The sequence below is a fragment of the Microbacterium sp. A93 genome, from assembly GCF_051842835.1.
In genome coordinates this window covers 35,449-61,129 of sequence record NZ_JBPXMT010000004.1, presented here as the reverse complement: position 1 = coordinate 61,129, position 25,681 = coordinate 35,449, and the positions used below count along the sequence as shown (strand labels likewise).

Sequence of the window (25,681 nt, the reverse complement as noted above, 5' to 3'; positions counted from 1 at the left end):
CGTGTCAAGAGGATCCTTGATCCGGAAACCCCCGTGCGCTACGCGAGAATGCCGGCTGCGAGATCGGGCAGCTTGCCCTCGAAACGGGCGAGCACTTCCTCGGCGTGCACGTCCACGTCAGCATCCCCGACGACGCGCAGCGACAACAGCACGAACCGCAACGGCGCCGCCCCCGGAAGATCCGCACGTACGTACCGGCTGAAGATCTGCGCGCCCAGGTTCGTGACGAGGAAGAGCTCTGCGGCCTCCTGCGTGGAGATGTCCGTGACGATCTCACCGCACTTCCGTGAGGCCTCAAGCGCATCGATGCTGAGCGCCAGCCAACTGTCGATGACGTCACCGGATTCGAATGCTGGCGATGCCTTGTCGGAGAAGAGACTCATCCCCGCGGCGTACTGCGCTTCGTGCGCCCGCCATCGACTCATGAGCATGAAGTAGAGGATCAGGCGGCGGGACCCGGAGTCCGGGTACGCGCTCGTGGAGAAATCGATCGCCTGTTGGGTGGCCGCGCGCACGACTCCCACGAGGTGACTCGCGAAAGTGGACTTGGCGGGGAAATGGTGCACCAGCGCACCCTTGGTCAGGTTCAGCCTCGCGGCGATCGCCGACAGAGATGCCCCTGCGTACCCGCGCGCGAGAATCTCCTGCGCCGCTGCCTCAGCAATCGCGTGCCGCGTATCCGATGCACTCATTCTCACCCCGACCTAACCCTCAACTCCCAACGATCATCGCACCTGTCGGCCCCGTGCGACTCGGCGACACGTGCGCGGGTGGCGCTCGATTCGAGGCGCGAATGTCGGATGCTCGCTCTACAGTGATCACGTCTCACCGATGAGACGGTCTCGACACGAGATGAAGAACATACGGAACCGGAGTGAACAACATGAATGAGACAGTCCTCACCATCGTGGGAAACCTCACCGCCGAGCCCGAGCTGCGCCAGACGCAGTCCGGGGTCGCGGTCGCAAGCTTCACAATTGCCAGCACGCCGCGCTCGTTCGACCGTCAGGCGAACGAGTGGAAAGACGGCGAAGCGCTGTTTATGCGCTGCTCCGCGTGGCGCGATCTCGCGACCAACATCACCGCATCGCTGACCAAGGGCAGCCGAGTGATCGCATCGGGACGACTGCAGCAGCGCAGCTATCAAGACCGCGAGGGCAACAGCCGCGTGAGCATGGAGTTGCAGATCGACGAGATCGGCCCGTCGCTCAAGTACGCGACCGCACAGGTCGCCCGCGGCGATCGATCGGGCGGCAGTGCGGCGCCGGTGCCAGCGGCACCTGCTTCTACCGCTCCGGCGGCAGCCGCGACCGATTCGTGGTCGACTCCTAATGCGGAATGGTCGGTATCGGACGAGACGCCGTTCTGATCGGTACCGTCCTGCTCGGTACCGTCCTGCTCGGTACCGTCCTGCTCGGTACCGTCCGACTCAGCGCCGCCCGGCGAACGCCGCGTACAGCAGCGGCACCGCCGACACGACCATGAGCGCGGTTCCGAGCGCCGGCAACGGCGCGAGCAGCAGCGCTCCTCCGACGAGTAGTCCTGCGAACAGCACGGCAGCGACTGCACGGCGACCGATCCGCATGAGCGAGTCGAGGCGTCGTTCCAGGCGGGAGGTGTCGAACGTCACCGTTCCGTCATCGATGCGGGTGATGACGTTGTCGATGCGTTGCGGTAGCCGCCACGTGACATCGGCGGTCGTGAGCGCGCGGCGGGCGAACTCCTGCACGATGTTGCCTGCCTCGTCGCGGAGCAAGCGCGCGGCGTAGGGTTCCGCGGCATCCCAGACGTTGAAGGCAGGGTCCAGTCCGCTGCACATTCCCGAGGTCAGCGCGACCGAACGGAAGAGCAGCAGCATGTTCTCCGGCAGCTGCACCGGCAGCGAGCGCACCATGTCGCCGAACTCGTTAGCGAAGTCGCGGAACTCGCGCGGATCGACCTTGCTCAGCTCAGCGAAGCCCATCCCTCCGAAGCGGGCGAACAACGCGGTCAGTGCGCGTTCGAGCTCGGCAGTATCGGCAGACGGAAGCAGCACGCCAATCGCCTGGGCGGCAGCCACCAGCCCCTTGCTATCGCGGCCCGCGACGGCAATGAGCAGCGTGCGCAGTCCGTCGCGCAGATTGTCGGGCACCTCGGCCATCATCCCGAAGTCGATGAACGTCAGTCGCCAGGTGGGGCCGGCGGCATCCGCTCGCTTTGGAATCGGCGTGACGAAGATGTTGCCGGGGTGCGGGTCGGCGTGCACGAAGCTATGCGTGAAGACCTGGTCGAACATGACCTCGGCGAAGACACTCGCGACCTCGCTCGGGTCGATGCCGGCTGCGCGGAGTGCGGCCGTGTCGTTGATCTTGATCGCGGTGACATCGGAGAGCGTGAGCACTCGGCGCGTCACGCGCTCCCAGATGATCTCCGGAGTATCGATTCGCGGGTCGTCCGCGAAGTTCTCGGCGAACCGTTCGGCGTTGGCGGCCTCGTGCAGATAGTCGATCTCCTCGAGGCTCGTCTGCGCGAACTCCTCAACGAGGGCGGGCGCATCGACACGGTTGGAAACGAGGCGGATGCGACGCAGCCAGCCCGCGACACGGCGGAGGGCCGCGAGATCTGTCGCGACGATCTCTTCGATACCGGGGCGCTGTACTTTCACGACGACGTGCTGAAACCCGGTGTCGGCGGCGTCAAGTTCGGAGAGGTGCGCGCGATGCACCTGGCCGAGGGATGCCGCGGCCAGCGGCTGCTCGTCAACCCATGCGAACGCACGCTCCAGTGGCACACCCAGCTCCGCCTCGGCGAGTGTTCGGATCTCGACGAAGGGCACCGCGGGGACTTCGTCCTGCAGGCCAGCGAGTTCTTCCGTGATCTCGGGAGGCAGCACATCCATGCGGGAAGAGAGGAACTGGCCGACCTTGATCATCAGCCCGCCGAGGTCGACGGCGAGAATGTGGAAGCGCTGCGCGAGGCGTCGCATCCGGTCAGCGCGGGTGCGCTCCGCGATCCGCGAGAGCCCGATCCGCGGAAGAAAGAGCTCGAACCACCAGAGCTGCGTGAGCTGCCGAGCAGCGAACCCAAGGATCCGGCGATAACGGGCGCGATGGGCACCCTGACCCGCGGCATCCGTCATCGAGTCATCCTTTCGCGGCTCCTGGTTTCAGGCGTGGTGTCAGTCCTGAGCAAGGATCGCGTACAGCCTACGTCGGGCCTCCTCGAGCACGGTCACCGCTTCCTGCACCTGTTCGGGCGAACCGGTGCGGGCTACCTGAGCGGCGGCACCGGCGAGATCCATCCCGGCCTTCGGCAATGCCGTGATGTGTGCGCCGTCACGAGAGGAGAACGCCTCCCACGGGGCCGGCTTTTCCGCGGCGATCTCTGCTTCTTCACGTCCGGTTCCGGTGAGCGAGTACGTCTTGCGACCGTTCTGCTCCTCGGCGGTGATGAGGCCCTCGTCCGCAAGCAACTGCAGGGTCGGATAAACGGAACCGGCACTCGGCTTCCAGGCACCGCCGGAGCGCTCGGCGATCTCGTTGATGATTTGGTAGCCGTGCATGGGCTCTTCGGTCAGAAGCGTGATGACCGCCACACGCACGTCGCCGCGCGCCATGCGCGAAGAACCACCGGGGCGCTGTTCGAATGATTTGCGGAGCTGGTCCATGGCCTCGAAAATCATAGATGCCGGGCCACCGGAACCACCCGGACCGCCAAAACCTGCCGCGCCGCTGAATCCGCCTGTCGGGAACGAACCGTTCATGTTGACCTCCTCGATCGTGGGAACGATGGACGTTAACGATATATCGTTCAGTATCGTTAGGGAAGCCCCGGCACTCATGCCGCGATGTCGAATCGCGCTCGACCACCGAGCCGTGGCGTCTGTGCGGGGTCGACATACGACGGCGGGATGAACCAGACGTGCGCAGCAGTGCCCGCCCCGTCGACGCGTATCCCCCAGCCATTGTCATGAATGCGGTGATGGCAGGTTTCGCACAGCAGGATTCCGTTCGACAGGTCGGTTCGTCCGTGGTGTCGTTTCCACCAGCGAATGTGATGCACTTTGACCATTTCGGGTGGGAGCGCACACATGGCGCACCCACCATCACGTTCGACGAGCGCAAGTCGCTGAGCTCGAGTGAATAGACGCTTCTCCCGACCCCCAGTCGAGGATCTCACTGTCGCCACCGAGCACCCAGGGAAAAGGTCGAGCCTTTAGAGGCAAGAAAGTGGATGTGCTGCTGTGCGAGCCATCGCGATCCACGCCCGTGGCGGGAAGGAAAACACAGCTCAAACTCGCGCACAAGCCGGGTTTTTCTTCCCGTGACATCGCCCGCGGCGCGGCACAGGCCACCCGCGCCACCCGCGTCACGGCCTGCGGCGCGCCTCCAGCACCCCCGCGAACACGATCGCGACGACACCGGCGATCGGCACGACGAGCAGTCCCGCGCGCAACCCGGCATTGTCGGCCACGAACCCGACGAACGGCGGCGACAACAGGAAGCCGAGACGCAGCAGCCACGACACGATCGTGAGGCCGGCGCCGTGCCGCAGGCCCGGCAGCGAGTCGGCGACCTGCATGGCTGCCGGGATCAGCGTCGCTGAGCCGAACCCTGCCACCGCAAATCCCAGGATCGTGCCCGGAATGCTCGGGAACGCCAAGGCCAGCCCCATGCCGACAGCGATGAGGATTCCGCCAAAGCGGGCGACCGTGCGCTGGCCGAAGCGGTCGACCATGCCGTCGCCGATTATCCGGCCGATGAACTGGGCGCCGACGAGGGCAATATATCCGGTGGTGGCGATCGCCGCGGGGGCGCCGAGATCGGCACCGAGGTAGAGGGTCGCCCAGGACATTCCGGCATCCTCGACCACGGCGCCAGCGATCGCGATCAGCACGAGCGCACCCATGACGGCGACCGTCTTTCCGGAGATGCCGAGACGCAGCGCGCCGCCGATCTCCGAGCCGCCGGCGATCGCCTCCTCTTCGACGACATCATCACGGCCGGGCAGACACATTCGCAGCGCGATGAGCGAGACGGCGCAGAACACGACGGCAGAGATCGTCAGATGGATGCCGAGTGGCAGCGCCAACGCGATCGCCAGAGCCGACATCGATCCGCCGAGCACCGCGCCGATCGACCAGATCGCGTGGAAGGAGTTGATGATCGAACGCCCGTAGCCACGCTGCACGCGCAGACTGTGTGCGTTCTGGGCGACGTCAGTGATGGCATCCGCTGCCCCGCCGAGGAGGAGACCGAGTGCGAAGAAGATAACGGAAGGTGCAATGCCCGCGCCGAGCAGGCCCAGGCTGGTCAGAATGGTGCCGATCACCGCAACCTTCGCCGAACCGAAGCTGCGGATGAGCACCGCGGCACCGAGTCCCGCGATGATCGCGCCGGCGGGGAATGCCGCGATCGCGAGTCCGTAGGTGGCGGCGTCGAGTCCGAGCGAGGCTTTGATCTCGGGATAGCGCGGCAGGATGTTCGCGAACAGCGCGCCGTTGGTGAGGAACAGCAGCGCGACGCCGATGCGGGCGCGGCGCACGGCCGGGCTGACGGCGGTCAAAGAAGACATATGCACCAGCGTAGGTGTGGACGGATGCCGGGTGGCGACGCTGACCGCGCGATCCACGCCTGTCGCGGGAAGGATTTCCCGGCTAAATCGCGCGTTTCAGCCAGGTTTCCATTCCCCCATCGCCGGCGGTGGCGCCAACCCGACGGCGCGGCCGCCGACCCCGCCGGTCCCCGACGTTCACCTCGCCGTTTTCACCTTGAGGTGGATTCACCGGTCGCGGAGAAACTCCTCGACCTCGGCTGCGGTCGGAGCCGTCGTCGGTCCACGACGGGTGACTTTGATCGCGGCTGCCGCGTTGGCATGTCGGCAAGCATCCACCCACGTCGAGCTGTCGGCGATGCCGGCCATCAGCGCGCCGGTGTGGGTATCACCGGCGCCATTGGTATCGACGGGGGTCTGCGGAAAGCCCGGCACGTAGGTGGTCTCGCCGTGCGCATGCACCGCGCACCCTTCGCCGCCGTCGCGCACGATGGCAACCGCTCCGGCGCGCATCAGCGGAGCAAGCTCCCGGGCTTGCGCCACGATCTCGCGTTCGGATGCTTCGACCGGAACAGACAGCGCAGCCAGCAGGTCGGTCGCCTCCTCTGCGTTGCTGGTCCACACGTCGGTGCGGGCGAGCATCGTGTCGCGCGCGTCGGCGGGCAGCGCGGCGAACGCCGCCCCAGGGTCAAGGACGACGACCGCAGCCTCGGGAAGGGACACCAACCAGGCCAGCAGCGGCTCGCGGGTCTGCGCGACGGCGAGGGAGTATCCAGTGACGCAGACGAGGTCGCCGGGCTGGACGTCGGCACTCGCAAGGGAGTCGACGGTGATGTCGCGCTCGGCGCCGAGCGTCGTGACGAAGGTTCGCTCTGCCGTCGGTTCGACCAGCACGACGCACACACCGGTGTCCTGCGTGGCGACCTGCGGGGCGGATGCTGCGATGCCGTCGGCATCCAGTGCCTCGCGGATCAGATCGCCGTGCGGACCGGTGCCGAGCGATCCGGCGTGCACGCACTGTGCGCCCAGCCGGGCTGCCGCGAGCAGCACTGTGACCGCGCCACCCGCGTACTGCGCGACGGAGTCGGCCATCACGTTCTGTCCGCGCGCGGGAAGGTCAGGCACTTCGATGACCAGATCGACCAGCGCTTGCCCAGTGTGGATCACTCGTGGTGGGTGCTGCCTGTTTTGCTCGTCATTGATCTCGGCACGGGTGCGCATGCGGACAGCCTATCCAGGGGGCGCAGGTGCGGTGATGTCTCCGCTCCCTGCTACAGTCCATTTCAGGTTCAAGAGTTGCAGCCACAGGTACCTGGCCGGCTGCACGGCAACCCTCCTCCATCGAGCGGGGTGCCCCAGGGGAAGAACCGGTCCGACGCAAACGCGTTCGGGCAAGTCGATGGGTTCGCTTCGTCTGTGGAGATTGCGCGAGCCCTTCCCACGAAGGGATGCTCTGATGAGCGAAACCACCTTTGTCCATGCCGATCACTCACGAGATCTGTGGTGGCGCCAACTCGGTCTCCACGACAGCAGCGACCCCGCAGCCAGCAGCAACGAGCGTCGCCTCCAATCCGCACGCCGCGAATACCTGAGCTCACTGCAGCCGTCAGGGTTCACCCGTGCAACCGCTGAGGGCGACTCAGTCCTCACCGTCGAGCAGGTCGCGGCAGAGCTCGCCGCTATCGAGGAGGCGACCAAAGCCACAGTGCAAGACGAGGCCCACCAGCGCCGCGAACGAGGATGGGCGAACGTGCGCAGCGCGCTGTCGGCTTCGGATGCCGATGTGCCGGTCGAACGCGGCGACTGGGCCGGATTCACTCGGGGCCGCGCGATCGCGTGGTGCTGGAACCTCTATCAGTACGAGCCGCGCGGGTTCGTGCATCCGGGGTCGCAATTGCGGGCAGAGCGCACGTCCGAACTCGAGGCGGGGCTGATCCCGGACGGGTTCGGATACGCCCAGCGCGCCGCCGACCTGGAAGCTGCCGGGTTCATGCCCGCGACGTATCGGCACGCGCAGGAGGCTCTCGGCAGGTCGACGTTCTCGCCGGCTGACGTGACGCACTGAATCGGATGCTGCGGCGGGCTGACGCGAGTCGGCCCGCCGTGGCAGCTCAGGTTCCATTCGTGGGCTGGTGACTCAGCCTGTTTGCTGCTCCGCCCGAACGAGCGCCGCCAGTTCGGGGAAGCTCTCGGTCACCGTGCGCCAAAGGAGTTCGGCATCCAGTCGGTCGCAGTGATGCACCACGTAGTCACGATGACGCGCGGCCTGCCGCCAGATCGAGGCGGAGAAGCGCTCGGAATCGGCCGCCACGAGACGCCTCACGAGATCGCCGATGCGGTTGGACAGCGCCTCGAACGCAAGCGGCACAGCTAGATCAGAGTCGTAGGCGTCGCGTCCTCGTTCGACCAGGTTCGCTGCAGTGTCGAACGCAGAACGCAGCTCATCGAGACAGCGCTGGATGCGGTCCACCTCGTTCACAACGGCATGGCTTCGCGAAGGATCGTCGCGTCGCGCTCGTCGTCAAGGGATGCGATCGACAGCGCAGATACAGGAACGCCGACGAGTACTTCCATGTCCATCTCGAACTGCGCGATATCGAAGAGGGTCGCGTCGGGCGCCGAGGTCACGAGCAGGTCGAGATCACTCCTGACCGTCTGCTCACCCCTGGCAACGGATCCGTAGACCTGGACCGATCCGAGGTTCGCGCTCTGAGCAAGCCGCTCGATCACCGGCTTCAGATACCGGAGTCGTTCAAGCGAGACCACTGGCTCCGACTGGGCCGAGAGCTTGCGGTATGCCTCCAGCGAGAGCAGCACTACCTCTGGCCGTCGATGAGATCCGACCGTGACGGGAGCAGCATCCGGAGTCTCGCGAAAACCGGCGATGAGCGCCGACAGGCCGGACCGCGCGTCTGCGACTGAGATGACTTCCATGCGCACCTCCAGAAGATGTACATGAAATTGTACATATTTTCGGGGTGCTGTGGTGGGCAAACTTCTGTCCGCCCACCACAGCTTCACTCAGATCCCGAGATCCTCCAGCCTCAGTCCTGTTCCGATGTCGAACGCGATCGTTTCACGCCCGCGTGCAGCATCCGGCGCGGTCGTTCCCGGCACTGCGGGTCCCACCGTGTTGGTGCCGTCATCCCACTCGACGCGCCATGCCTGCTCGCTGTCGAAGTGCACACGAACCACGCGATCGTCGCAGCACGGCGGCGACCCTCCCCTTCCGACGTAGACGCCAGCCGCCGTGAGCACTCGAACGAGCGCGTTCCACGTCCAATCCGGGTAATGCTCCCGGACGTACTCGTCCGTGTAGCCCCTTCGGACAGGAAGCGAATGCCCGTAGTGCAGCAGTTCGTTCAGCTGCTTCTTCGTGCGTACTTCCTTGTAAAGCTGACCACTCATGAGTTCAGCCCCTCTCAGGAGGGCACGCCTCCATCGAAACTTGCGACACGAGATCTCGCGGCGCCCGTTCTTCCCCTGGGGCACCCGGAAGTCGATGGACTCGGGTTGCCGCGCGGTCGGCCAGGTACCTGTGGCCGCGACTCTTGAACGCGAAAACGACTGTAGCAATCGGGTCCGACATTCATCCCTGGGGGGTGATAGTGCTCTAGGCGACCATCACCTCGGATGCTCCGGCGCGGGCTGCGCGTGAACTGCTGGCGAGACCGCTGTCGCCCCAGGGATCGACAAACAGCGCTTGGCGCGAGTCCCCGCACTCGCCACCGACGCCGTACCGCTGCGACCCATTACTCTCATCTTGAGGCACGCAGGATTCTTGACAACGCGCCTCAACCACTCGACGACGAGCAGGGGGAGCGATTACGCATGGCGCAACGCAACGACGGAACCGAAGTTCCACATTCCGAGGCGCTTCAGCAGTGGGCAGCCGTTGCATATGAAGAACTCAAGAGAGTTGCCGGAACTTACAACAAGGTCATCAGCTACGCAGGTTTGAGGACGGTGCTCCATGAGGAAACTGGCCTCACCACCGGCATGCTCATGCAGAACTGGATTGGTGGCGTTCTCGAGATCGCGGCCCAACGAGCTGCGGATGCGAACGAGCCCCCTCTCACCTCACTATGCGTTCGTGGGGATGGCACTATCGGCGATGGCTACATGCGCGCGCCCAAGGCCGTAACGCCGAGCAGCACCAGCGACGTCGAACAGCTAGCAGCCGAACACCGACTGCTTTGCTATGCGGCGTTCGCAACAGACATGCCAGCCGATGGCGGCACACCGATGCTCCCGCCGGAGGTGGCGCTGCGGCGACGCGCACAAGGAGCAGATGCTACCTCGGACGCCTGGCTCGACGAACTCATCGCGACGGGCGAGCTTTCCGCCCGCGACCCGATCCCGTTTCGCACTCACCTTGAAGTCGCCAAGCTTTTCGGCCGTAGTTACAAAGGCCACCAGACCGCAACATTCCAGCTAGACGAGTCAACGGAAGTCTGGTTTCCCAAGATGTACCCGAACGGCGACTGGAGCAACATTTTGTCTGACGACGGCGAGGTGATCACGATGCAGCATATTCAAGGCGGTAAGTACGGCGGCGTCATGGAGACCGACCCCATCCGCGAGTACGTGATCACATTCGGGCACGCCAAGCCGGCAGCCGGGCCTCGGTTCTATACCTTCCTTGGCGTCTTCGAGGGTGCACCTCAGCTCTCAGATCGCACGCGTTGGGTGCATCAACGAGTCGCGCACACGGTCTACTTTGACGGCGAGGGAGACTTCTCATTCACTCCCAACCGCTCGCGGCCGGTGCAGGACGACCAAGTAGCTGAAGCCGCCGACACGGATCCACAGATGGTCGCGACATATCAAAAGCAGCTTGACGCTCGCTCGTACGCTGTCGAAGACAAACACAGCACGGCAAAGTCCCGCGGCAGTGCGCAAGCGGTTTTCGCAAAAGCCGTCAAGAACAATTACGGCTGGGAATGCGCGGTGACGGGCATCAAGACTCGTGCATTTCTTGTGGCATCGCACATCGTGCCGTGGAGCGAGGATCAGCAGATCCGTCTCGACCCGAGCAACGGGATCTGCCTCTCGACCTTCGTAGACCGCGCGTTCGACGCGGGCTTTCTGGCCATCACTCCAGAAGGCCGGACTGCGGTGCGATGGGACAAGATCGAGGGAGACCCGATCTTGAAGTTGGAACTCTCCAAGATTGACGACGTGGAGATCTTCAAGCCCTCAGTCGCACCGCCTGACCCCGCAAAACTGGCCAGGCGCGTGGAGCTGGGATACTGAGCGCACTCAGTTAGGTATCACCACGCACCGATACCGCGCCCGAGTCAGGCCCACATAGAGCAGGTCGAACCAATCGATGCCCTCTCGACGGATGAACGCGAGCCCATCGTCACCAATGTCGGTAAGAATCACGGCCTCAGCGTCCAAGCCCTTGTACTTGAAGATCGACCCCCAGCGCACGCGGCCTGAAGGAGCCTTGGGCATCGTCCCCGGGTTGGGTGCCTCGCTCACGTCGACAGTAACATCCGTCGAGACGGCATCTACCGGACCGAGTCCCGTGCCCGACTGCGGCTCCACTTTGAGCCGTTCCCGCAGCCAACGCTCCTCCTTAGAGAAGTGCTCCGCAGCAAGCAATCGCCCAGCTAGGGAGTTGCGCGCACCGAACGGGCTGAGAATGACGATGTCATGCGCCTGGTGATGCTCGAGCAGTTCCTTCAGCGCTTCGGCGAGCGCGCTGGACGCCTGTGCGGAATCCGACACCTGTTTCACAACCAGCGGTGCATCGATCGTCGAGGTGACACGATGACCGTAGTAGCCGAACTGACGTGAGAGCAGCGACTCCGCGGATGCCGTCAACGTTCCCACCTGCCGCAACCCTCGGCGCAGTGCAACGTGCACGAGATCCGGGACGCGGTTCCGCGCGATCTCATACGGATCGACGTAAGAGTCCGAAGGACGGAGGATCTGCTGCCTCGCGTCACCCGCGAATGCGAGCTTCGTGCCATCCGGGGACCCCGTGCCGGCGAGAGCGATAAGCACGTCGAGCACCGCCGGGAAGGCTGCGATGTCCTGAAACTCATCGACGCAGATCGCTTCGTACCCACCGAGCGTCGGGTTCGCTTTCAGAGCGTCAAGCGCGAGGGAGGGAAGCTCCTCGGTGTACCAGCTGTGCTCGGCATTCTCGGGGTTAGAGGAGAGACCAGCGAGCCGGAGCATGATCGAGTTGAGATCATCGACCTCGACGTCGCGATTCGTGCGCAGCATGTCACGAAGCTCGTCAGCCATAAACAGATTCCAACAGGTGACGAGCGTCCGGTGGTGTGATCGCCACCGTTTCGCGAGATGCGTGAGGAGATAGCTCTTGCCCGTGCCCGCGGGGCCATCGAAGTAGACGTGGTCATTTCGCTCGATCATCTCCAGCACAACGCGTTGCTGCTTCAACAGCCGGCTCTCGTCGTCAAGACGCTCGAGCTTACGATCTGCGAGTGACCGGCCGCCGGCGAAGTCACCAACGAGTGCGCCGGCGATCTCCTCGACATGCTCAGGCGTCATCGTCGTCGGGTCATGCTCGACTCCGTCGACCGTCGAGTACCAGGCGTCGTGCTCATCGAGTAGGTGTCGAATTGCTTTGATCGGGTTCTGCAGATCTGCACGCCAGGCAAGTTCCCATTCAAAGAACTGCATGTCCCCGGGAGAAGCGTTCTTGAACTGGAAGCGGTCAAGCGGTGTGAACCAGATGAGACGCGCGATCGGCTCAGACCCATGGAGGATGCCACGCTGCTTGAGGTATCCGCGAAGGCTTCGGATGCTGCCATCGAGCTGCGCCAGAGGGCTTTTACCTGGGTTCGGAACTCGATCGAGCCGCCAATCGCCGTCCTTGTACTCGACGTACTCGGGACTCTTCGCCTCGATCACGACAATGCCACGCCCTGGCACCAGAACGATGAAGTCCGCTTCACCCTGGAACTGCGCCGCATGCCGGCGGATCTCAATGCTGTGGAGGACGATCCAGTCGTCCGCGTCGTGGGCGCCGGCGAACGCATCGAAGATCCGTTTCTCGGAGACGTTGGCACCGGTGCGCGGACGAGGCGGAATCATGCGGATCATGACTGGATCGTAGCGGTGCGCAGACGTCGTGATGCCCAACAAGCTTCCGCCGTGCCGAGCAAGACCGAGAGCACGGGATGAGGCCACCTATTCAGATCGTTCGCGATGCCAACGCCGACGCGCATCACGATCCGCAGGTCAAGCACCACGAACTCGATCGTAAACGGTGTGATCCTTGCGATCTCGGGGACCGATGCACGGGCAGAGAACGCTCTCGATGCGCTGGGGATGACGTCGAAGACAAACTCCCCGACGCGCACGAGCACCTCGACACTGCACGGGCCGACATCCTCGCGTTCACCGTCTTCCCCGATGGGCTCTGGGCGCGGATCTGGTCCAACAACCACAACGAGCGACTCAACCGCGAGATCAGCCGCCGCACCGACAGCGTCGGCATCTTCCTCAACCGCGACGCGATCATCCGCCTCGTCGGCGCAGTCCTCGCCGAGCAAACCGACGAATGGGCCGAAGGCCGCCTCTACCTCGTCCCCAACACCGAAACCGAGGAGGTGACCAATACCATCCTCGAACTCAGAGCCTACCCCCGTTACTTTCTTCGTAGCCGTTCGGCGAGGATGCTGAATGGTGACAGCCTGCCGGGCTCGGCATGATTGCTGCCCCCTGTCGTACTCATGATCTGGGGGTGTTGTCACCGGACCTGGTTGGCAGTGCGTGATCGCTGATAGGGGCTGGACCCAGCGGATGCTGAGGCCGTTCGTAACGTGGATGCCGAGACTCACTGCCGCAGTGCTGTCGTTCATCGAACGGAGGACACTGTGGTCACGACCATCGAGCACTACGACGACGTCGCCGTCTTCATCGGCCTCGACGTCGGCAAAGGCGAACACCACGCCGTGGCCCTGAACCGAGCCGGAGCGGTGCTCTATGACAAAGCACTGCCGAATGACGAAGCGCGGATTCGCGCAGTCATCGGCAGCCTGAAACGACATGGTCAGGTGCTCTTCGTCGTGGATCAGCCCGCAACGATCGGCGCCCTCCCCATCGCTGTCGCCCAGGCGGAGGACGTGTTGGTGGGGTACCTCCCCGGGCTCGCGATGCGCCGCATCGCAGACCTGCATGCTGGCGAAGCGAAGACCTATGCACGGGATGCGGCGATCATCGCGCAAGCCGCCCGGACCCTCCCTCACGCGTTGCGGTCGATCCAGGTCGCCGACGAGCAGGTCGCGGAGCTGTCGATGCTCTGCGGTTTCGATGACGACCTTGTCGGGCAGGCCACAGCCACGAGCAACCGTATCCGCGGGCTCCTCACCCAGATCCACCCTGCCCTGGAGCGGACGCTCGGCCCGCACCTGGATCATCCGGCGGTACTGGACTTGTTGCAGCGCTACCCGTCTTCGGTCGCGATGAAAGCCGCGGGAATGACCCGGCTCGGCAACCGGCTGGTCAAGCTCGCACCCCGCATGGGACGCCGCCTTGCGGAGCAGATCACCGCGGCGTTGAGCGAGCAGACGGTCGTCGTGGTCGGCACCAACGCCGCCGCGCTGGTGTTGCCGCGTCTCGCGGAGCAGCTCGCAGGTCTCCGCCGGCAGCGGGCCGAGATCGCTGTTGAGGTCGAACGCCTCGTGGAGGCGCACCCTCTTCAGCCCGTCCTGACGAGCATGCCCGGAGTCGGCGTCAGGACCGCGGCCCGACTCCTCACCGAGGTCTCCGGCAAAGACTTCGCCACCGCTGGCCATCTCGCCGCCTGCGCCGACCTCGCGCCCGTCACGCGACGATCTGGGTCATCGATCCGCGGCGAGCATCCCTCCAGACGCGGAAACAAGATCCTCAAACGAGCGCTGTTTCTCTCCGCATTCGCCGCGCTCCGCGACCCCGTCTCCCGCGCCTACTACGACCGGAAGATCGCTCAGGGTAAACGCCACAACCAAGCCCTCATCGCCCTCGCCCGACGACGCTGCGACGTCCTCTACGCCATGCTCCGCGACGGCACCCTCTACGAATCACGGGTCACTACGCCGGCCCTCGCGGCTTGACAAACGACATAGGCCCCCCACACCACCGAAGGACACCGCTACACCATTACCCGGAACTTGACCGCTCGCAGCTCTGTCAGAACCGCGAGCGGTCCGGGGGACCGCTCGCTTTGGACGATGCACGGGGACGTCGTGCACGCGGGTGGGGTGCTGGGGTGCCTCACCGCCCCTTCGGGAGCAGCAGTCATGCACAGAAGCGTCGGCAGGTCGAGGTGGGGAATTTCAAGATTGAACCGTTCGACGGTGTGCCAGCGTTGACTTATCTCACCGCTTGTCGTCACCACGCACGAACAACGCCCGAGTGAAAAGTTGTCACTCGTATGTATGGTGTGTCTTGGAGGAAGGCACACGATGGCACCGATGACGGATGACCGCTACGAGCGGTGGCAGCGCACGCTTTCCGAAGCATTCCTGGTCGAGCAAAGCAGCGTATTCGTCCTGTTCCTCGACGACGAAGAACTTCGACGCATAGCACCCGACCTCGATGACCCCGCGGCTGATCTGGCGCTCGCTGTTCGAGACGCGAGCTCTTCCGCGCAGGGAGCATACTTTAGCCGGGTCGAGAGGCAGCACAGGCTCTGGAAGCTCGGAGACAAGTCCGTTCCTCCTCCGACCCTTCCCGTGCTCGCGCTCACCGTGCTGGCTGCGACTCGGATGCGTTCGGACGGGCACGCGCTCTCGACGAACTACTATTGGCGGCTAGCGGAATCGATTGACCCCGAGGCTGATCACACCCAGGTGACCGCCTTGCGTGACGAGGTGGCCGGTCAGGCGTTCCAGGATGTCGTAGGGATGTGGAGCTCGCTGGACAAGTGGGTCACGTCGCAGGACGGCCGCGTAGGCGCATCGACCATTCGCACGCACGAGCGGCTCACGCGCGTCGGATACCCGCAGTCACAAGCCCTCCTCACTCGGGGTGATCGCGCCGAGCTGACAAGCTTCTTCACTGCGTTGAGCCTCGATAAGACCAGCCTTCCGGACGAGCAAACGGTGCTCCGGGCACTCGAGGTCTGGAGCACACGAAGCCAGAACCGGCTAGGCGAGACCTTCATGGCAGCGCTCAAGGATGACAAGACGAGAGGGCTCATCGCCGCCGTCGTTCTGGCGTTCGCCGCTGCATGGGACGGCCATGTCATTACACGAGATGGCCGCCGGCGGATTGACATCCGGCTCGGCGTCGACCTTGAGCAGTGGACCACCGAGTGGCTCTTTCCTGTGCTGGACGACGTCGAATCGCCCATCGTGCTCGACGGGATGAGCTATTCCGTCGAGCCGATCTCACTCGTGCGGCGGCCGCCCTACCGCTATTACATCGCCGAGAATTGCCCGCCAGTGAGGCCCGAACTCCTGCGGCAAGGGTTTCACCTTCGGGGGACTCTTTTTTCAGCAGAGTTCTCGAAGGCCGAGGTCCTGATCTTCGCCCAGGACGCGCAGACAGGCGCCTGGTCATCCACTCCGGGAATCACTCCGTTCGAGACCCACCTCATTGCCGCCGACTCCGCTGAGTCGTCCGCGGTATCCCGCGTCCTCACGAGAGCCGCGGAGGAGGGGTGGACGACGCGCAGGCAGGGAGCCAATGCGCTTCTCCCCGGCTTTAGGCTGTTCGAGGGAGTCAGATTCAAGAACGACAAGGCGCTCCAGGCCGCGCTCGTCGAGGAACCCGGTCTCAGGGTACTTGGCGTTGCTCCTACCCTCGTCCCGCGTGCTCGGTTCGTCCGTGGCTTACCCGTTGACCGCGAGCTCGCTGCGAATCACTACCTTCTCGGCGGTGAACCAGACATTCTCCTTCCTACCCCGGAAGAGCCTGACGTCGTCATTCTCTCGCTGAACGGCTACGAAGAACTCATCACAGCAAACGGGTTTCCGTTCGAAGTACGCCGTCTCCGCTATCCGGTGGGGGAGGTTGACGTCATCGCTGACGGACAGCGCCTGCGCTTCACACTTCACGCCGAATCGGCCATCGCTGCAACTCCCCGAGGGACGGGCGCCCTGGGCTGGTCCGCGGAAGGAGCGATTACGACCGCTGCGGAGAATGCCCAGATTATCGGTGCCATCGCCGACGGAGCGTCCGACCCACCCGTCGTCCTGGCCCGTCGCGGGAAGGACGACACGTGGCTCCTACTCGACGGCGGCGGGGCGCAGCGCTGCGATGAGCCGGGCGTGCCTGCGTTCACGCAAGGAGTTGGGTTCTCATTTGCGCCCGCGTTCTTCGAGCTTCAGGTCCCTCCGTCGGCGCAATGGCTTGCGCAGCGCATGGGCAGGGACTGGCGCCTGATCCGAATCACGCCCGGCATACCCCGGGAGGTGCGAGCAGCGTTCGATGTGCTCGGAACCTGGGCGAGAACAGCCGATGCCTCCGGAGCCACGTTCTGGACTCTGCAGCTAGGAATCGCCAATGGATGAGGGTATCGGCGATATCTTGCTGCGGTGGATGAGCGAAGTTGGCTCGGGAACGATTGCCGACCTGCGGAGCCGAATCGAATGGATGAGCAGAACCGAGGACCTCGACCTGCCAGGATGGGCTAGCGGACGCTGGCTTCGCGACGTCACATCCCTCGGTCACTGCGAACTGGACTGGAAGAGCGGTCACTGGTCTGTCGCGCCGCCCGCTCTCGTTCGTATTCCAAGAGGGGACGGACTTTCGGTTCTCGCGGGTGCTAGACGGCTGCGGACTATGCGTTCGATTGACGACTTCTGGGGCACGCTGGAATCGGCGCGCCGGGAACCGCCGCCAGGCGAAGTACCTCTGCCCATGACGCTCTACGCGGTGTTCAGAACCGAGGCCGAGCTGGCTGAGGGTGCGGCGGAGGCGGGCCTCGCGCTCGCCGGACTAGCCGCACACAGAATTGCGCTCTCTCTCAACTCGATCGAGCCTCGTGACCCGACCGGCCCGCCGGCCTACGGCTCGGAAGTCAAACGATTACATACAACCCAGCCTCGCGAGTGGCTGCCCGTGAGCGCCGCGCAGTCGAACCCTTCGGACGGACTGTATAGCGAACAAGTCCACGGAAGACCGCGATACATCACGCGCCGCGGCGGCGAGTGGTTCGCGAGCGAGCTCTCCATCGGAATCTTCGCGGAACTCGCCAGGAGAGGGGAGTCGGCTGTGCGCTGGCGGATCGATTCCGAACGCAAGGGCGCCGACACCGGCACCGTTTTCGTCGACTGGGGGGCGCCATTGCCGACGCTTCACAGCCGCGCGCTCGTTCTGTGCACGGGACTCCCGCCGAAGTTCGGGACAATCGCGACCACTGCTATCTATGAGAACGTGCCGCGAAGCATCGCGGCACGCGTCTGCACGTCACTCGGCCAAGCCCTGGTCATCGACTGAGAGGTCTGTCATCACATGAATGCTCCTGCTCCGCGTCACCTCGACGCCGTCAAGACGTTCGAGCACCTGCGGGAGGCGTACTTCAACTATTACGACACGCCATATGGGCTTTCCGACCCCAGCCTCCAGGCCGAGCGCCGAGCACTCCTTGACCGGGACGGTGGCGTCTTCCGCGAGCCGCTGCTCGAACTGCGCCCCGAGTACGAAGGCACCGGTAGGTCCCTCGCCGATTCGGTGAGCGCGGTCGGCGCGGCACCCGAGCTGGCCGAGTTCGCTTCCCGTGGCCTCCTCAAGGGTGTAGGTGCGTTGCATGGCCACCAGGAAGCCGCCCTCGCGGCGGGTGTGACGCCCGGAAAGAACATGGTCATCACCGCCGGAACGGGCTCCGGCAAGACCGAGTCGTTCATGCTCCCGCTGCTATCGTCTCTCCTCGACGAGTCACGGGACTGGACGGGGCCCTCAAACCGCGGGCCGAACTGGTGGAAGCCTCCCGGTGGCACCTTCGTTTCGCAGCGTCAGTCCGATGCGGGGCGAGCGGCGGTCCGCGCCATCGTTCTCTATCCGATGAACGCGCTCGTTGACGACCAGCTTATTCGTCTTCGCCGTGCGCTCGACAGCGACGATGTCCGCGCCTGGCTCGATGAGCATCGCAACGGACACCGCTTCTACTTCGGCAGGTACACGGGCGCGACGCCCGTGACCGGGGCGCGTACCAACCGCTTGAGAGTGAACGAACTTGCCGCGTATTTACGCGCGACGGCCGCGCGCGGTGAACGGGCGAGGGAACTCGCGGCGCAGAATGCGGACGAGGATCTGCGCTACTTCGTGCCGCGCCTAGACGGCGCTGAAATGCGCTCGCGCTGGGACATGGCAGACGCGCCGCCGGACATCCTCATCACCAACTACTCGATGCTCAACGTGATGCTACTGCGCGACCGTGACAGCCATTTCTTCGAGTCCACTCGCAAATGGCTCGAGGACCCGGTCAACCGTTTCACGCTCGTCGTCGATGAGCTCCACACGTACCGTGGTACCGCAGGCAGTGAGGTCGCGTATCTGCTCCGTCATCTGAAGCGGCGACTGGGGCTGGACGACCGCCCAGAGCAGTTCCGCGTTCTTGCCGCCTCCGCCTCGCTGAACCCTAAGCGAGATGAGAAATACCTCCACCAGTTCTTCGACGTTGCTCCTGATTCGTTTGTCTTCGTTGAAGGCACGAACAAGAAGCCGTCAAAAACTGAGCCCGCCTCGGATCAGAACCCTGTCCTGTTCGCGGAGCTCCCCGCGAGCGAGGCGGCAGTCGCGGCCCGGGACGGGGGAGTAGTCGAATCCCTTCGAGCCGCACTCCACGCGGACAACGGGGCGGCGAAGAACCTGGGCGCCCTCGCAGGGGCAGTCTTTCCTGAGGCTGAACCTTCGGTTGCCCGGACTGCTGTTGCCCGGGTATTGGAGGGCCTTGCGGCGACGCCGGACGACAGCGACCCGAAACTACGCGCGCATCTGTTCTTCCGGAATGTCGCAGGGATGTGGGCTTGTTCCGACCCAGCATGCACCTCGGTCGCACCTCCGTCTGAGACGCGGACCATCGGGAAGCTCCACTCGGAGCCGGCGACACGATGCGAGTGCGGCGCGAGGGTTCTGGAGCTGCTTTACTGCCAGAACTGCGGCGACGTGTTCCTTGGCGGATTCGCTCCGGAAGGTGAGCCGCAGGAGAAGCGGGTGAGGACGATGCTCCTGGCTGATGTCCCTGAGCTAGCGAAGCTTCCGGACCAGATCAGCCTTCAGCGCACGGCGGACAACTACATCGTGTACTGGCCGCGGCCTGAAGTGGGACTGGACCCGCTCGACGCGACCGAGTGGGCGCGGGATGGTCAGGCGGTCAAGTATTCGTTCCGCCCGAGTCAGCTGAACCCCGGTTCCGGGGAGCTCATGAACGTCTCGAAGGATTACACCGGTTGGAGCTTTCACGCAAAGGTTGCCCGCGATAATGCTGGCGAACTCAAGCGCGACATGGCGACGGTGAGCCCGTTCCCCACGCAGTGCCCCGCGTGCGGCGACGATTGGGAGCAGGAGTACGCCGGGAGCACGCGCCTGAAAGCGACGGATCCGCGCACGCAGCGTTCGCCCATCCGAGCAATGCGCACTGGTTTCGAGAAGATCAATCAGGTTCTGACGACCGAGCTCGCGAACGACCTGAGTGAGCGGGAACGAAAGCTCATCGTCTTCACGGACAGCCGACAGGATGCCGCGAAGCTATCCGCTGGGCTTGGCCTACGCCACTACCAGGATCTGCTGCGCCAGCTGATGTATCTGCGCTTGAAAGCTGTAGGTGATCCTGCATCCGATGTACAGCTCGCCCGCGAGTATCTGGCAGACAATTTGAGGACAGACGAGGGGTGGGAAGCCGTCAGCCGCCTCCGTTCGCGCGATGCTCCGGCCTTCACGACGTTGCGGGATATTTGGGAGAAGGCGCCAGGAGTCGACACGAGCCTGGAGCCAAGCCTCGTCGCCGATCTGTCGAAGGGCCTGACGCTTAGCGAGCTATCCAACCTTGTCGGGCTCGACCTTCTGGAGCTGGGTATGAATCCGGGAGGCCCTCACGCCAGCCTTCGCGAAACCGATGACGAATCCTGGGCGTCACTCTTCAACTGGGACGCAAGACCAGTTCAACCTCGAGGGAATCTCTCGATATCCCAGATGGCGCTCATCGAGGCAATCGGCGCCTCGCTCGAAAGCGAGATCCTCGAAGGGCTATACGCAGGGGGCGGCCGGGATTTTGAGACCACAGGCCTCGGCTGGCTGACGCTCGCTAATGACACGGCGCCGTCGGATGAGCCCGGCGACAGCCGGACAGCACAAGCACGAGCCGCGCTTCGCGTCCTGGCCGACCAGCGGCGGTTCCTGAAGATTCGCGCGGTACGTGATGACCCAACCTCCCGCCTTCGCAAGTTCTGGAAGAAGGTCTCCGATGCGACCCAGGATGACCCAGCTTCGATGCTCCAGGAGGCGCTGGACAGGGCAGGCACCGCGGTCGTGAAATACCTCATCGACCCGTCGAAAGTATCGATCCGCCTCAGCGATGGACGGGCGTGGACGTGCGCTACTTGCCGCCGTCAGCATCTGACGACGGGGAACGGCTTTTGCACCAAGTGCGCGCGCAAGCTCCCTGCCGAGCCGAATGACGTCGTCAACGACACCGACTACTACGCCTGGAAGGCCATGAGCGATGACGGCCGATTCAGGCTGAACACGGCCGAGCTGACCGGTCAGACCGACCGAATAGATGCTCAGAACAGGCAGGCTCGATTTCAGGGTGTGTTCCTCGCCGGCGACGAGAATCCGAAGACAGACGCCGTTGACCTTCTCTCCGTTACGACGACCATGGAGGCGGGTGTCGACATCGGCTCTCTCTCTGCCGTAGTCCTGGGCAACATGCCGCCGACGAGGTTCAACTACCAGCAGCGCGTGGGACGGGCGGGCCGACGTGGCTCGCCGGTAGCCATCGCCCTCACTGTCTGCCGCGGTCGCAGCCACGACGAATACTACTTTGAGCGACCAGAACGTATCACGAACGAGCCGACGCCAAAGCCCTACCTGACGCTAGACCGGCCCGAGCTATTCGACCGCTCGCTTCGCAGCGAAGTTCTGCGCCTGGCTTCGGCCGACTACCTGTCCGCCGAAGATGATGACCTATCAGTGAACGTGCACGGCGAGTTCGGTGTGACGGCTGCCTGGGACGGGATTATCCGGCCGAGACTCGAGGCCTGGATTTCGCAGAACAAGGCGGCCGTGGTCTCCATAGCTGAAGCGTTGGCTTCCGGCACTTCGTTTGAAGAATCTGCGGAAGAACGCGCGAGCAGCGTGCTTGCGACGCTTACTGCTGACATATCAGCCGCGGTCGTGAGCGATAGGCACGACGACCTGAGCCAGCTCCTCGCCGAGGCGGGCCTCCTTCCGATGTTTGGGTTCCCAACATCGGTGCGATATCTCTATCTCAATCGCCCTTCACGCTCGAACCCGTGGCCGCCAAAGAACATCATCGACCGTGACCTGAGCATGGCTGTCAGCGCATTTTCCCCTCTCAGTGAGGTCGTCCGCGACGGGAAGGTCTATCCCGTCGTCGGTATCACCGCGTTCAAGCCCGCGGGCGGTCAACCGCCGCAGCCAGTTGCGGACCCTCTCGGGCACTCGACTGCGCTATTCATCTGCCGGACGTGCTCCTACCTCGGGGACGTGCGGACCGACGACGGTTCCGACACCTGTCCTCGCTGCGGAGCAGGCCCGACGTACTTCACGGAAGTGCCGTTGCGCGAGCCCCTGGGCTTCCGTAGCGGCCGTGCGACCGACTTCGATGGCAACTTCTCCTGGTCTCCGCGCGCGATGGCGGCGAGAGCGATGGCGGATGCGGACAAACTCACTGAGTCGTCCTTCGGGCGGGCGCAAGTGCTGTCCGGGCCTGCGAAACGGTACGTCATCAACGACAACGGTGGGCGGCTGTTCCCCCTCCGGGAGGCCACGCCTGGGAAGATCAACTGGGGCGGGTACGTATCTGTTCAGGCCATCGAACAGGACCTCATTCCGTCCTCATTCGCCACCGGCGATGTCGAAAATGTCGCCCTCGGGGCGGTGGAACACACGGACTTCCTTTTCATCGGAGCGTCAGCGCCGACGGATGCCGACCGTGGCATCCGCCTAAACCTCGTGTCGGGCATCCATCAGCCCACCAACGCAGCCGATGTGACCGAGGGCCGCAGGGCGGGGTGGTACTCACTTGCATTCCTCCTGCGCACGGTCGCCGCGACCAAGCTGGATATCCTGCCCCTCGAGCTCAACGCGGGGATTTACTCGGGCGTGACGTCCGAGGGCGAGCCGACAGTTCAAGCGTTCCTCGCGGACACGCTCGAGAACGGCGCCGGATTCAGCACCCACCTCGGGTCCGAAGAATTCCTTCCCGACTTTCTCGGGGCTGTCGAGGTATACCTCTCCGAACTGGAGAAAGATGACCATCCGCAGACCTGTAACTCCTCGTGCTACCGATGCCTGCGCGACTATGGGAACATGGCCTACCACGCACTGCTCGACTGGCGCCTAGCGCGCGACCTGTTCGGGGTACTCTGTCACGGAGAGCTGCACATCGACGATGCAGAGGAAGCGACAGCTCTCGGCCGATGGGCGACGGCGTACGGTGCGACTGTTCTCGATGCCCCGGGAGTGGCTGCTGCGATGCTGAATTCGCAGTATGGCACGTACGCGGTCATTCTCCGGCACCCGTTCGAGGGCTCGGACGCAGGAGTGATGGCCGAGCGGCTCGCCGATGCGGCCGCAGACATAGAAGCGGAGAACGAGTGTGACGGCGTGGTGTTCGTCGACTCATTCACCATTGACCGGGACCCGCGCCGCGTCCTCAAGCTCATGGCGGATGCAGAGCGGGCGCGACAATGAGTGAGGCTCAGTGGCTGTCCGCGACATCCGCTGGGCGACTGCTGCGCTGCCCGGCGTCAGCCGCATTCACGCCTGTGCCGGTGGTGCCAAGCGCTTCCACGCCCCGCAATGCCGGCTCGCTCGCGCATTTCGCAATGGGCGCGTGGCTCGAGAGCGGCGCGTGGCTGGCAGATAACCCCGGCGCCTCCCTCCAGGCAGCCTGGGACGCTGAAGCCTCGCGCTGGAGCATCGACGCGAAGGGATTGGATGACTCCGTCATTACCCGGTCGAGACTGCGTCGCCGAGGTGCCGAGCTAGCCAGTTTCCTAAGGACCTCGGGCAGCAATGCGCTCTCCGAAGCGGTCCTTCAAGACGACCACCGGCGCATATACGGTCAGCTCGATGTCGTAGTGAACGGCTCAGATGGCGGCGCGGTGGTGGACCTGAAGACCGGCGATATTGGCAACGGCACCATCAGCGACGACGTCCGGACTCAGCTCCTCTTATACGCGCACTTGTTCGCTCAGCGATACGGGCAACTGCCTACTTCGCTAGTCGCGTTCAGCCTCCGGTACGGCGGGGTGCGCGTCGAGTTCTCGCAGTCAGACATCAACGCACTGCTTGCGTTCATCGAGCTTGCACGAGGCACACGGCCACCTCCGGCCATTCCTAACAAGACAGGATGTAAATACTGCCGTCGTCGACTCACATGCGCGCCCCATTGGGAAGCCGCGGAGATGTGGGCGGACCCAGACTGCGTAGAGGGCTCCATCGTCAAGGTCGAGACGTCACGGGTGGGGCTGACGGCCATTCGAATCGCTACATCGCGCGGTGAAGAGTGGATCACTGGCCTGGCTGCGCTGGGCGACGGAACCATCGGGGTAGGCAGTTCGATTCGAGTCGCCGAAGTTACACGTCGCGGAGACGGAGCTGAAAGCGAATGGCGAGCAACTCGCTCCACACGGGTCTCGCCTGTGGGTAGTCGAACCTGACAGCGGGTGGCAAGGAAGTCAGTTTCCGTGACGGTCACGTGCGCAGCAAGGGAGGCGTCCGAAGTGATGTCTTGACTTCGCGGTGAGGTAGCATCTGGCAGGATATCTGAGGCTCGTGCAGCGCAGCAGATATCCGAATTGGTACAGCATGTGCACGCAACGCGTATTCATCGGCCAGTGAGTGTCAGCGGTTCCGCATCTGCCACTGCAACCACGTAATGGGTCTACTGTGGCCGGATCTGCGCTACCCCGGCCAGGCGTCGATGTCAGAGCCCAGTGTCAGGCTATCCTCCTACTGACCCTCCAGCCGCCCAAAGGGCCGAATAGGAATCCATCGTGACCAACCAAGACCTTAGCGTCCTCGAGATTTGCGCTGGCGCTGGCGGCCAGTCATTCGGCCTTGAGAGAGCCGGCTTTCGCCATGAACTAGCGGTCGAGATCGACAAGGATGCTTCTAATACCCTTCGCCTCAACCGTCCCGACTGGGACGTCCACGAAGGTGATGTTCGAGAGGTGAATGGTCGCGACTACCGCGGTATCGATCTGCTCGCGGGTGGCGTGCCTTGCCCGCCATTCAGCGTCGCGGGCAAACAGCTCGGAGCAGATGACGAGCGAGATCTCTTCCCAGAAGCGCTGCGGCTCGTGCGCGAAGCACGGCCAGCCGCGGTCATGCTCGAGAATGTGAAAGGCCTTGCTTCAAGCCGGTTCAACAACTACCGGAACGAGATTATCCGTGAGCTCGAACGGCTCGGGTATCTAACGACGTGGCAGCTCCTTTTTAGCTCTGAGTTTGGTGTCCCGCAGCTCCGCCCGCGATTCATCCTCGTCGGGATCAAACGAGCCAAGTTCAAACATTTCGCATTCCCAGGTGCAACGAATAGCCCAACGACGGTAGGCGAGGCTCTCGGGCCATTGATGGCTGCGAACGAGTGGAAAGGTGCGGCTGCCTGGGCGAGGCGAGCCAATGGCGTCGCCCCAACCGTCGTCGGTGGCTCAAAGAAACACGGTGGTGCCGACCTCGGCCCAACTCGCGCCAAGGCAGCCTGGCTCGAGCTGGGTGTCGACGGTAAGGGCATTGTCGAGGAAGCGCCGTCAGCAGACGCGCCGCTTGATCTCATCCCCCGGCTTACTAATCCGATGGTCGCCCGCATTCAGGGATTCGATGCCTCGTGGCGCTTCAGCGGTCGTAAGACCGCGGTATATCGACAGATTGGTAATGCTTTCCCGCCGCCCGTCGCCGAAGGTGTCGGCACGGCGATCCGAGCAGCGCTCGGCGCAACGACAACGTCACGGCGCTCACTCCGCATCGTGGCGTAGCGAGCGGCTCCTCA

Annotated in this window: 21 protein-coding genes, 1 pseudogene and 2 riboswitches; of the genes and pseudogenes, 10 read left to right on the top strand and 12 right to left on the bottom strand. The window is 64.1% G+C overall.

Annotation, left to right across the window (positions count from 1 at the left end; genetic code table 11):
• Positions 1 to 38 precede the first annotated feature (38 nt).
• The gene (locus ACSU1G_RS11220) at positions 39 to 692 is read right to left on the bottom strand and encodes a TetR family transcriptional regulator (protein WP_439280029.1); all 654 of its coding nucleotides are present in this window, start codon (positions 690 to 692) and stop codon (positions 39 to 41) included.
• A gap of 191 nt (positions 693 to 883) precedes the next feature.
• On the opposite strand from ACSU1G_RS11220, the gene ACSU1G_RS11215 reads away from it, so the two are divergent.
• The gene (locus ACSU1G_RS11215; RefSeq protein ID WP_439280028.1) at positions 884 to 1,369 is read left to right on the top strand and encodes a single-stranded DNA-binding protein; all 486 of its coding nucleotides are present in this window, start codon (positions 884 to 886) and stop codon (positions 1,367 to 1,369) included.
• Between the two features lie 60 nt (positions 1,370 to 1,429).
• On the opposite strand, the gene ACSU1G_RS11210 is transcribed toward ACSU1G_RS11215, so the two are convergent.
• From ACSU1G_RS11210 to ACSU1G_RS11190, 5 genes are all read right to left on the bottom strand, one after another.
• Complete coding sequence (locus ACSU1G_RS11210; RefSeq protein WP_439280027.1) at positions 1,430 to 3,118, bottom strand: ABC1 kinase family protein; 1,689 nt, start codon at positions 3,116 to 3,118, stop codon at positions 1,430 to 1,432.
• 39 nt (positions 3,119 to 3,157) lie between these two features.
• Positions 3,158 to 3,742 carry a PadR family transcriptional regulator gene (locus tag ACSU1G_RS11205; protein ID WP_439280026.1) on the bottom strand — a complete coding sequence of 195 codons (585 nt, stop codon included), beginning with the start codon at positions 3,740 to 3,742 and terminating at the stop codon, positions 3,158 to 3,160.
• 74 nt (positions 3,743 to 3,816) lie between these two features.
• Positions 3,817 to 4,050: an HNH endonuclease gene (locus ACSU1G_RS11200; protein WP_439280025.1), complete on the bottom strand. Its 234-nt coding sequence runs from the start codon at positions 4,048 to 4,050 to the stop codon at positions 3,817 to 3,819.
• 297 nt (positions 4,051 to 4,347) lie between these two features.
• Entirely contained in the window at positions 4,348 to 5,553 is a 1,206-nt protein-coding gene (locus ACSU1G_RS11195) for an MFS transporter (RefSeq protein WP_439280024.1), read from the bottom strand.
• Positions 5,554 to 5,760: 207 nt separating this feature from the next.
• A complete protein-coding gene (locus ACSU1G_RS11190) occupies positions 5,761 to 6,753 on the bottom strand; it encodes a PfkB family carbohydrate kinase (RefSeq protein ID WP_439280023.1) in 993 nt (330 codons plus the stop codon).
• A gap of 66 nt (positions 6,754 to 6,819) precedes the next feature.
• Positions 6,820 to 6,936, top strand: a riboswitch (SAM riboswitch).
• Between the two features lie 52 nt (positions 6,937 to 6,988).
• Between ACSU1G_RS11190 and ACSU1G_RS11185 the strand changes: the two genes are divergently transcribed.
• Positions 6,989 to 7,597 (top strand): hypothetical protein, encoded by a 609-nt coding sequence (locus ACSU1G_RS11185; protein ID WP_439280022.1) that lies wholly within the window; start codon positions 6,989 to 6,991, stop codon positions 7,595 to 7,597.
• A 72-nt stretch (positions 7,598 to 7,669) separates the two neighbouring features.
• On the opposite strand, the gene ACSU1G_RS11180 is transcribed toward ACSU1G_RS11185, so the two are convergent.
• The 4 genes from ACSU1G_RS11180 to ACSU1G_RS11165 form a co-directional block, all read right to left on the bottom strand.
• Entirely contained in the window at positions 7,670 to 8,011 is a 342-nt protein-coding gene (locus ACSU1G_RS11180; protein ID WP_439280021.1) for a HepT-like ribonuclease domain-containing protein, read from the bottom strand.
• Positions 8,008 to 8,466 (bottom strand): nucleotidyltransferase domain-containing protein, encoded by a 459-nt coding sequence (locus ACSU1G_RS11175; protein ID WP_439280020.1) that lies wholly within the window; start codon positions 8,464 to 8,466, stop codon positions 8,008 to 8,010. Before ACSU1G_RS11175 ends, ACSU1G_RS11180 begins: the two co-directional genes overlap by 4 nt.
• 87 nt (positions 8,467 to 8,553) lie before the next feature.
• Positions 8,554 to 8,940 (bottom strand): hypothetical protein, encoded by a 387-nt coding sequence (locus ACSU1G_RS11170; RefSeq protein WP_439280019.1) that lies wholly within the window; start codon positions 8,938 to 8,940, stop codon positions 8,554 to 8,556.
• Positions 8,941 to 8,971: 31 nt separating this feature from the next.
• Positions 8,972 to 9,089, bottom strand: a riboswitch (SAM riboswitch).
• Positions 9,090 to 9,145: 56 nt separating this feature from the next.
• A complete protein-coding gene (locus tag ACSU1G_RS11165) occupies positions 9,146 to 9,304 on the bottom strand; it encodes a hypothetical protein (RefSeq protein WP_439280018.1) in 159 nt (52 codons plus the stop codon).
• Positions 9,305 to 9,363: 59 nt separating this feature from the next.
• On the opposite strand from ACSU1G_RS11165, the gene ACSU1G_RS11160 reads away from it, so the two are divergent.
• Positions 9,364 to 10,788, top strand: a complete 1,425-nt coding sequence (locus ACSU1G_RS11160) for an HNH endonuclease (RefSeq protein ID WP_439280017.1) — start codon at positions 9,364 to 9,366, stop codon at positions 10,786 to 10,788.
• Between the two features lie 6 nt (positions 10,789 to 10,794).
• Here the strand turns inward: ACSU1G_RS11160 and ACSU1G_RS11155 are convergent, their stop codons facing one another.
• Positions 10,795 to 12,615, bottom strand: a complete 1,821-nt coding sequence (locus tag ACSU1G_RS11155) for an NERD domain-containing protein (protein WP_439280016.1) — start codon at positions 12,613 to 12,615, stop codon at positions 10,795 to 10,797.
• Between the two features lie 227 nt (positions 12,616 to 12,842).
• Here ACSU1G_RS11155 and ACSU1G_RS11150 point away from each other — a divergent pair.
• The 4 genes and pseudogenes from ACSU1G_RS11150 to ACSU1G_RS11135 all read left to right on the top strand — a co-directional run.
• A pseudogene (locus ACSU1G_RS11150) lies at positions 12,843 to 13,226 on the top strand (transposase); the annotation flags it as partial.
• Positions 13,227 to 13,391: 165 nt separating this feature from the next.
• Positions 13,392 to 14,609, top strand: a complete 1,218-nt coding sequence (locus tag ACSU1G_RS11145; RefSeq protein ID WP_439280015.1) for an IS110 family transposase — start codon at positions 13,392 to 13,394, stop codon at positions 14,607 to 14,609.
• Between the two features lie 351 nt (positions 14,610 to 14,960).
• Positions 14,961 to 17,012 carry a hypothetical protein gene (locus tag ACSU1G_RS11140; RefSeq protein WP_439280014.1) on the top strand — a complete coding sequence of 684 codons (2,052 nt, stop codon included), beginning with the start codon at positions 14,961 to 14,963 and terminating at the stop codon, positions 17,010 to 17,012.
• A gap of 349 nt (positions 17,013 to 17,361) precedes the next feature.
• Positions 17,362 to 17,940 (top strand): hypothetical protein, encoded by a 579-nt coding sequence (locus ACSU1G_RS11135; RefSeq protein ID WP_439280013.1) that lies wholly within the window; start codon positions 17,362 to 17,364, stop codon positions 17,938 to 17,940.
• On the opposite strand, the gene ACSU1G_RS11130 is transcribed toward ACSU1G_RS11135, so the two are convergent.
• On the bottom strand, positions 17,911 to 18,252 hold the full coding sequence (locus tag ACSU1G_RS11130; RefSeq protein WP_439280459.1) for a hypothetical protein: 342 nt from the start codon (positions 18,250 to 18,252) through the stop codon (positions 17,911 to 17,913). The two genes, ACSU1G_RS11135 and ACSU1G_RS11130, sit on opposite strands and share 30 nt — an antisense overlap.
• Between ACSU1G_RS11130 and ACSU1G_RS11125 the strand changes: the two genes are divergently transcribed.
• From ACSU1G_RS11125 to ACSU1G_RS11115, 3 genes are all read left to right on the top strand, one after another.
• A complete protein-coding gene (locus ACSU1G_RS11125) occupies positions 18,175 to 23,379 on the top strand; it encodes a DEAD/DEAH box helicase (RefSeq protein WP_439280012.1) in 5,205 nt (1,734 codons plus the stop codon). The genes ACSU1G_RS11130 and ACSU1G_RS11125 overlap by 78 nt on opposite strands.
• Positions 23,376 to 24,350: a PD-(D/E)XK nuclease family protein gene (locus ACSU1G_RS11120; protein ID WP_439280011.1), complete on the top strand. Its 975-nt coding sequence runs from the start codon at positions 23,376 to 23,378 to the stop codon at positions 24,348 to 24,350. The genes ACSU1G_RS11125 and ACSU1G_RS11120 overlap by 4 nt, the downstream gene beginning before the upstream one ends.
• Before the next feature lie 336 nt (positions 24,351 to 24,686).
• Positions 24,687 to 25,667 (top strand): DNA cytosine methyltransferase, encoded by a 981-nt coding sequence (locus ACSU1G_RS11115; RefSeq protein WP_439280010.1) that lies wholly within the window; start codon positions 24,687 to 24,689, stop codon positions 25,665 to 25,667.
• Positions 25,668 to 25,681 lie beyond the last annotated feature (14 nt).

What these genes read in the sequence shown, in the direction of transcription:
- ACSU1G_RS11220 (WP_439280029.1), bottom strand. Translation starts at nt 692, where the DNA reads ATGAGTGCATCGGATACGCGGCACGCGATTGCTGAGGCAGCGGCGCAG.
- ACSU1G_RS11215 (WP_439280028.1), top strand. Translation starts at nt 884, where the DNA reads ATGAATGAGACAGTCCTCACCATCGTGGGAAACCTCACCGCCGAGCCC.
- ACSU1G_RS11210 (WP_439280027.1), bottom strand. Translation starts at nt 3,118, where the DNA reads ATGACGGATGCCGCGGGTCAGGGTGCCCATCGCGCCCGTTATCGCCGG.
- ACSU1G_RS11205 (WP_439280026.1), bottom strand. Translation starts at nt 3,742, where the DNA reads ATGAACGGTTCGTTCCCGACAGGCGGATTCAGCGGCGCGGCAGGTTTT.
- ACSU1G_RS11200 (WP_439280025.1), bottom strand. Translation starts at nt 4,050, where the DNA reads ATGGTCAAAGTGCATCACATTCGCTGGTGGAAACGACACCACGGACGA.
- ACSU1G_RS11195 (WP_439280024.1), bottom strand. Translation starts at nt 5,553, where the DNA reads ATGTCTTCTTTGACCGCCGTCAGCCCGGCCGTGCGCCGCGCCCGCATC.
- ACSU1G_RS11190 (WP_439280023.1), bottom strand. Translation starts at nt 6,753, where the DNA reads ATGCGCACCCGTGCCGAGATCAATGACGAGCAAAACAGGCAGCACCCA.
- ACSU1G_RS11185 (WP_439280022.1), top strand. Translation starts at nt 6,989, where the DNA reads ATGAGCGAAACCACCTTTGTCCATGCCGATCACTCACGAGATCTGTGG.
- ACSU1G_RS11175 (WP_439280020.1), bottom strand. Translation starts at nt 8,466, where the DNA reads ATGGAAGTCATCTCAGTCGCAGACGCGCGGTCCGGCCTGTCGGCGCTC.
- ACSU1G_RS11170 (WP_439280019.1), bottom strand. Translation starts at nt 8,940, where the DNA reads ATGAGTGGTCAGCTTTACAAGGAAGTACGCACGAAGAAGCAGCTGAAC.
- ACSU1G_RS11160 (WP_439280017.1), top strand. Translation starts at nt 9,364, where the DNA reads ATGGCGCAACGCAACGACGGAACCGAAGTTCCACATTCCGAGGCGCTT.
- ACSU1G_RS11155 (WP_439280016.1), bottom strand. Translation starts at nt 12,615, where the DNA reads ATGATCCGCATGATTCCGCCTCGTCCGCGCACCGGTGCCAACGTCTCC.
- ACSU1G_RS11140 (WP_439280014.1), top strand. Translation starts at nt 14,961, where the DNA reads ATGGCACCGATGACGGATGACCGCTACGAGCGGTGGCAGCGCACGCTT.
- ACSU1G_RS11135 (WP_439280013.1), top strand. Translation starts at nt 17,362, where the DNA reads ATGACGCTCTACGCGGTGTTCAGAACCGAGGCCGAGCTGGCTGAGGGT.
- ACSU1G_RS11130 (WP_439280459.1), bottom strand. Translation starts at nt 18,252, where the DNA reads ATGCAACGCACCTACACCCTTGAGGAGGCCACGGGAAGCGAACTCGGC.
- ACSU1G_RS11120 (WP_439280011.1), top strand. Translation starts at nt 23,376, where the DNA reads ATGAGTGAGGCTCAGTGGCTGTCCGCGACATCCGCTGGGCGACTGCTG.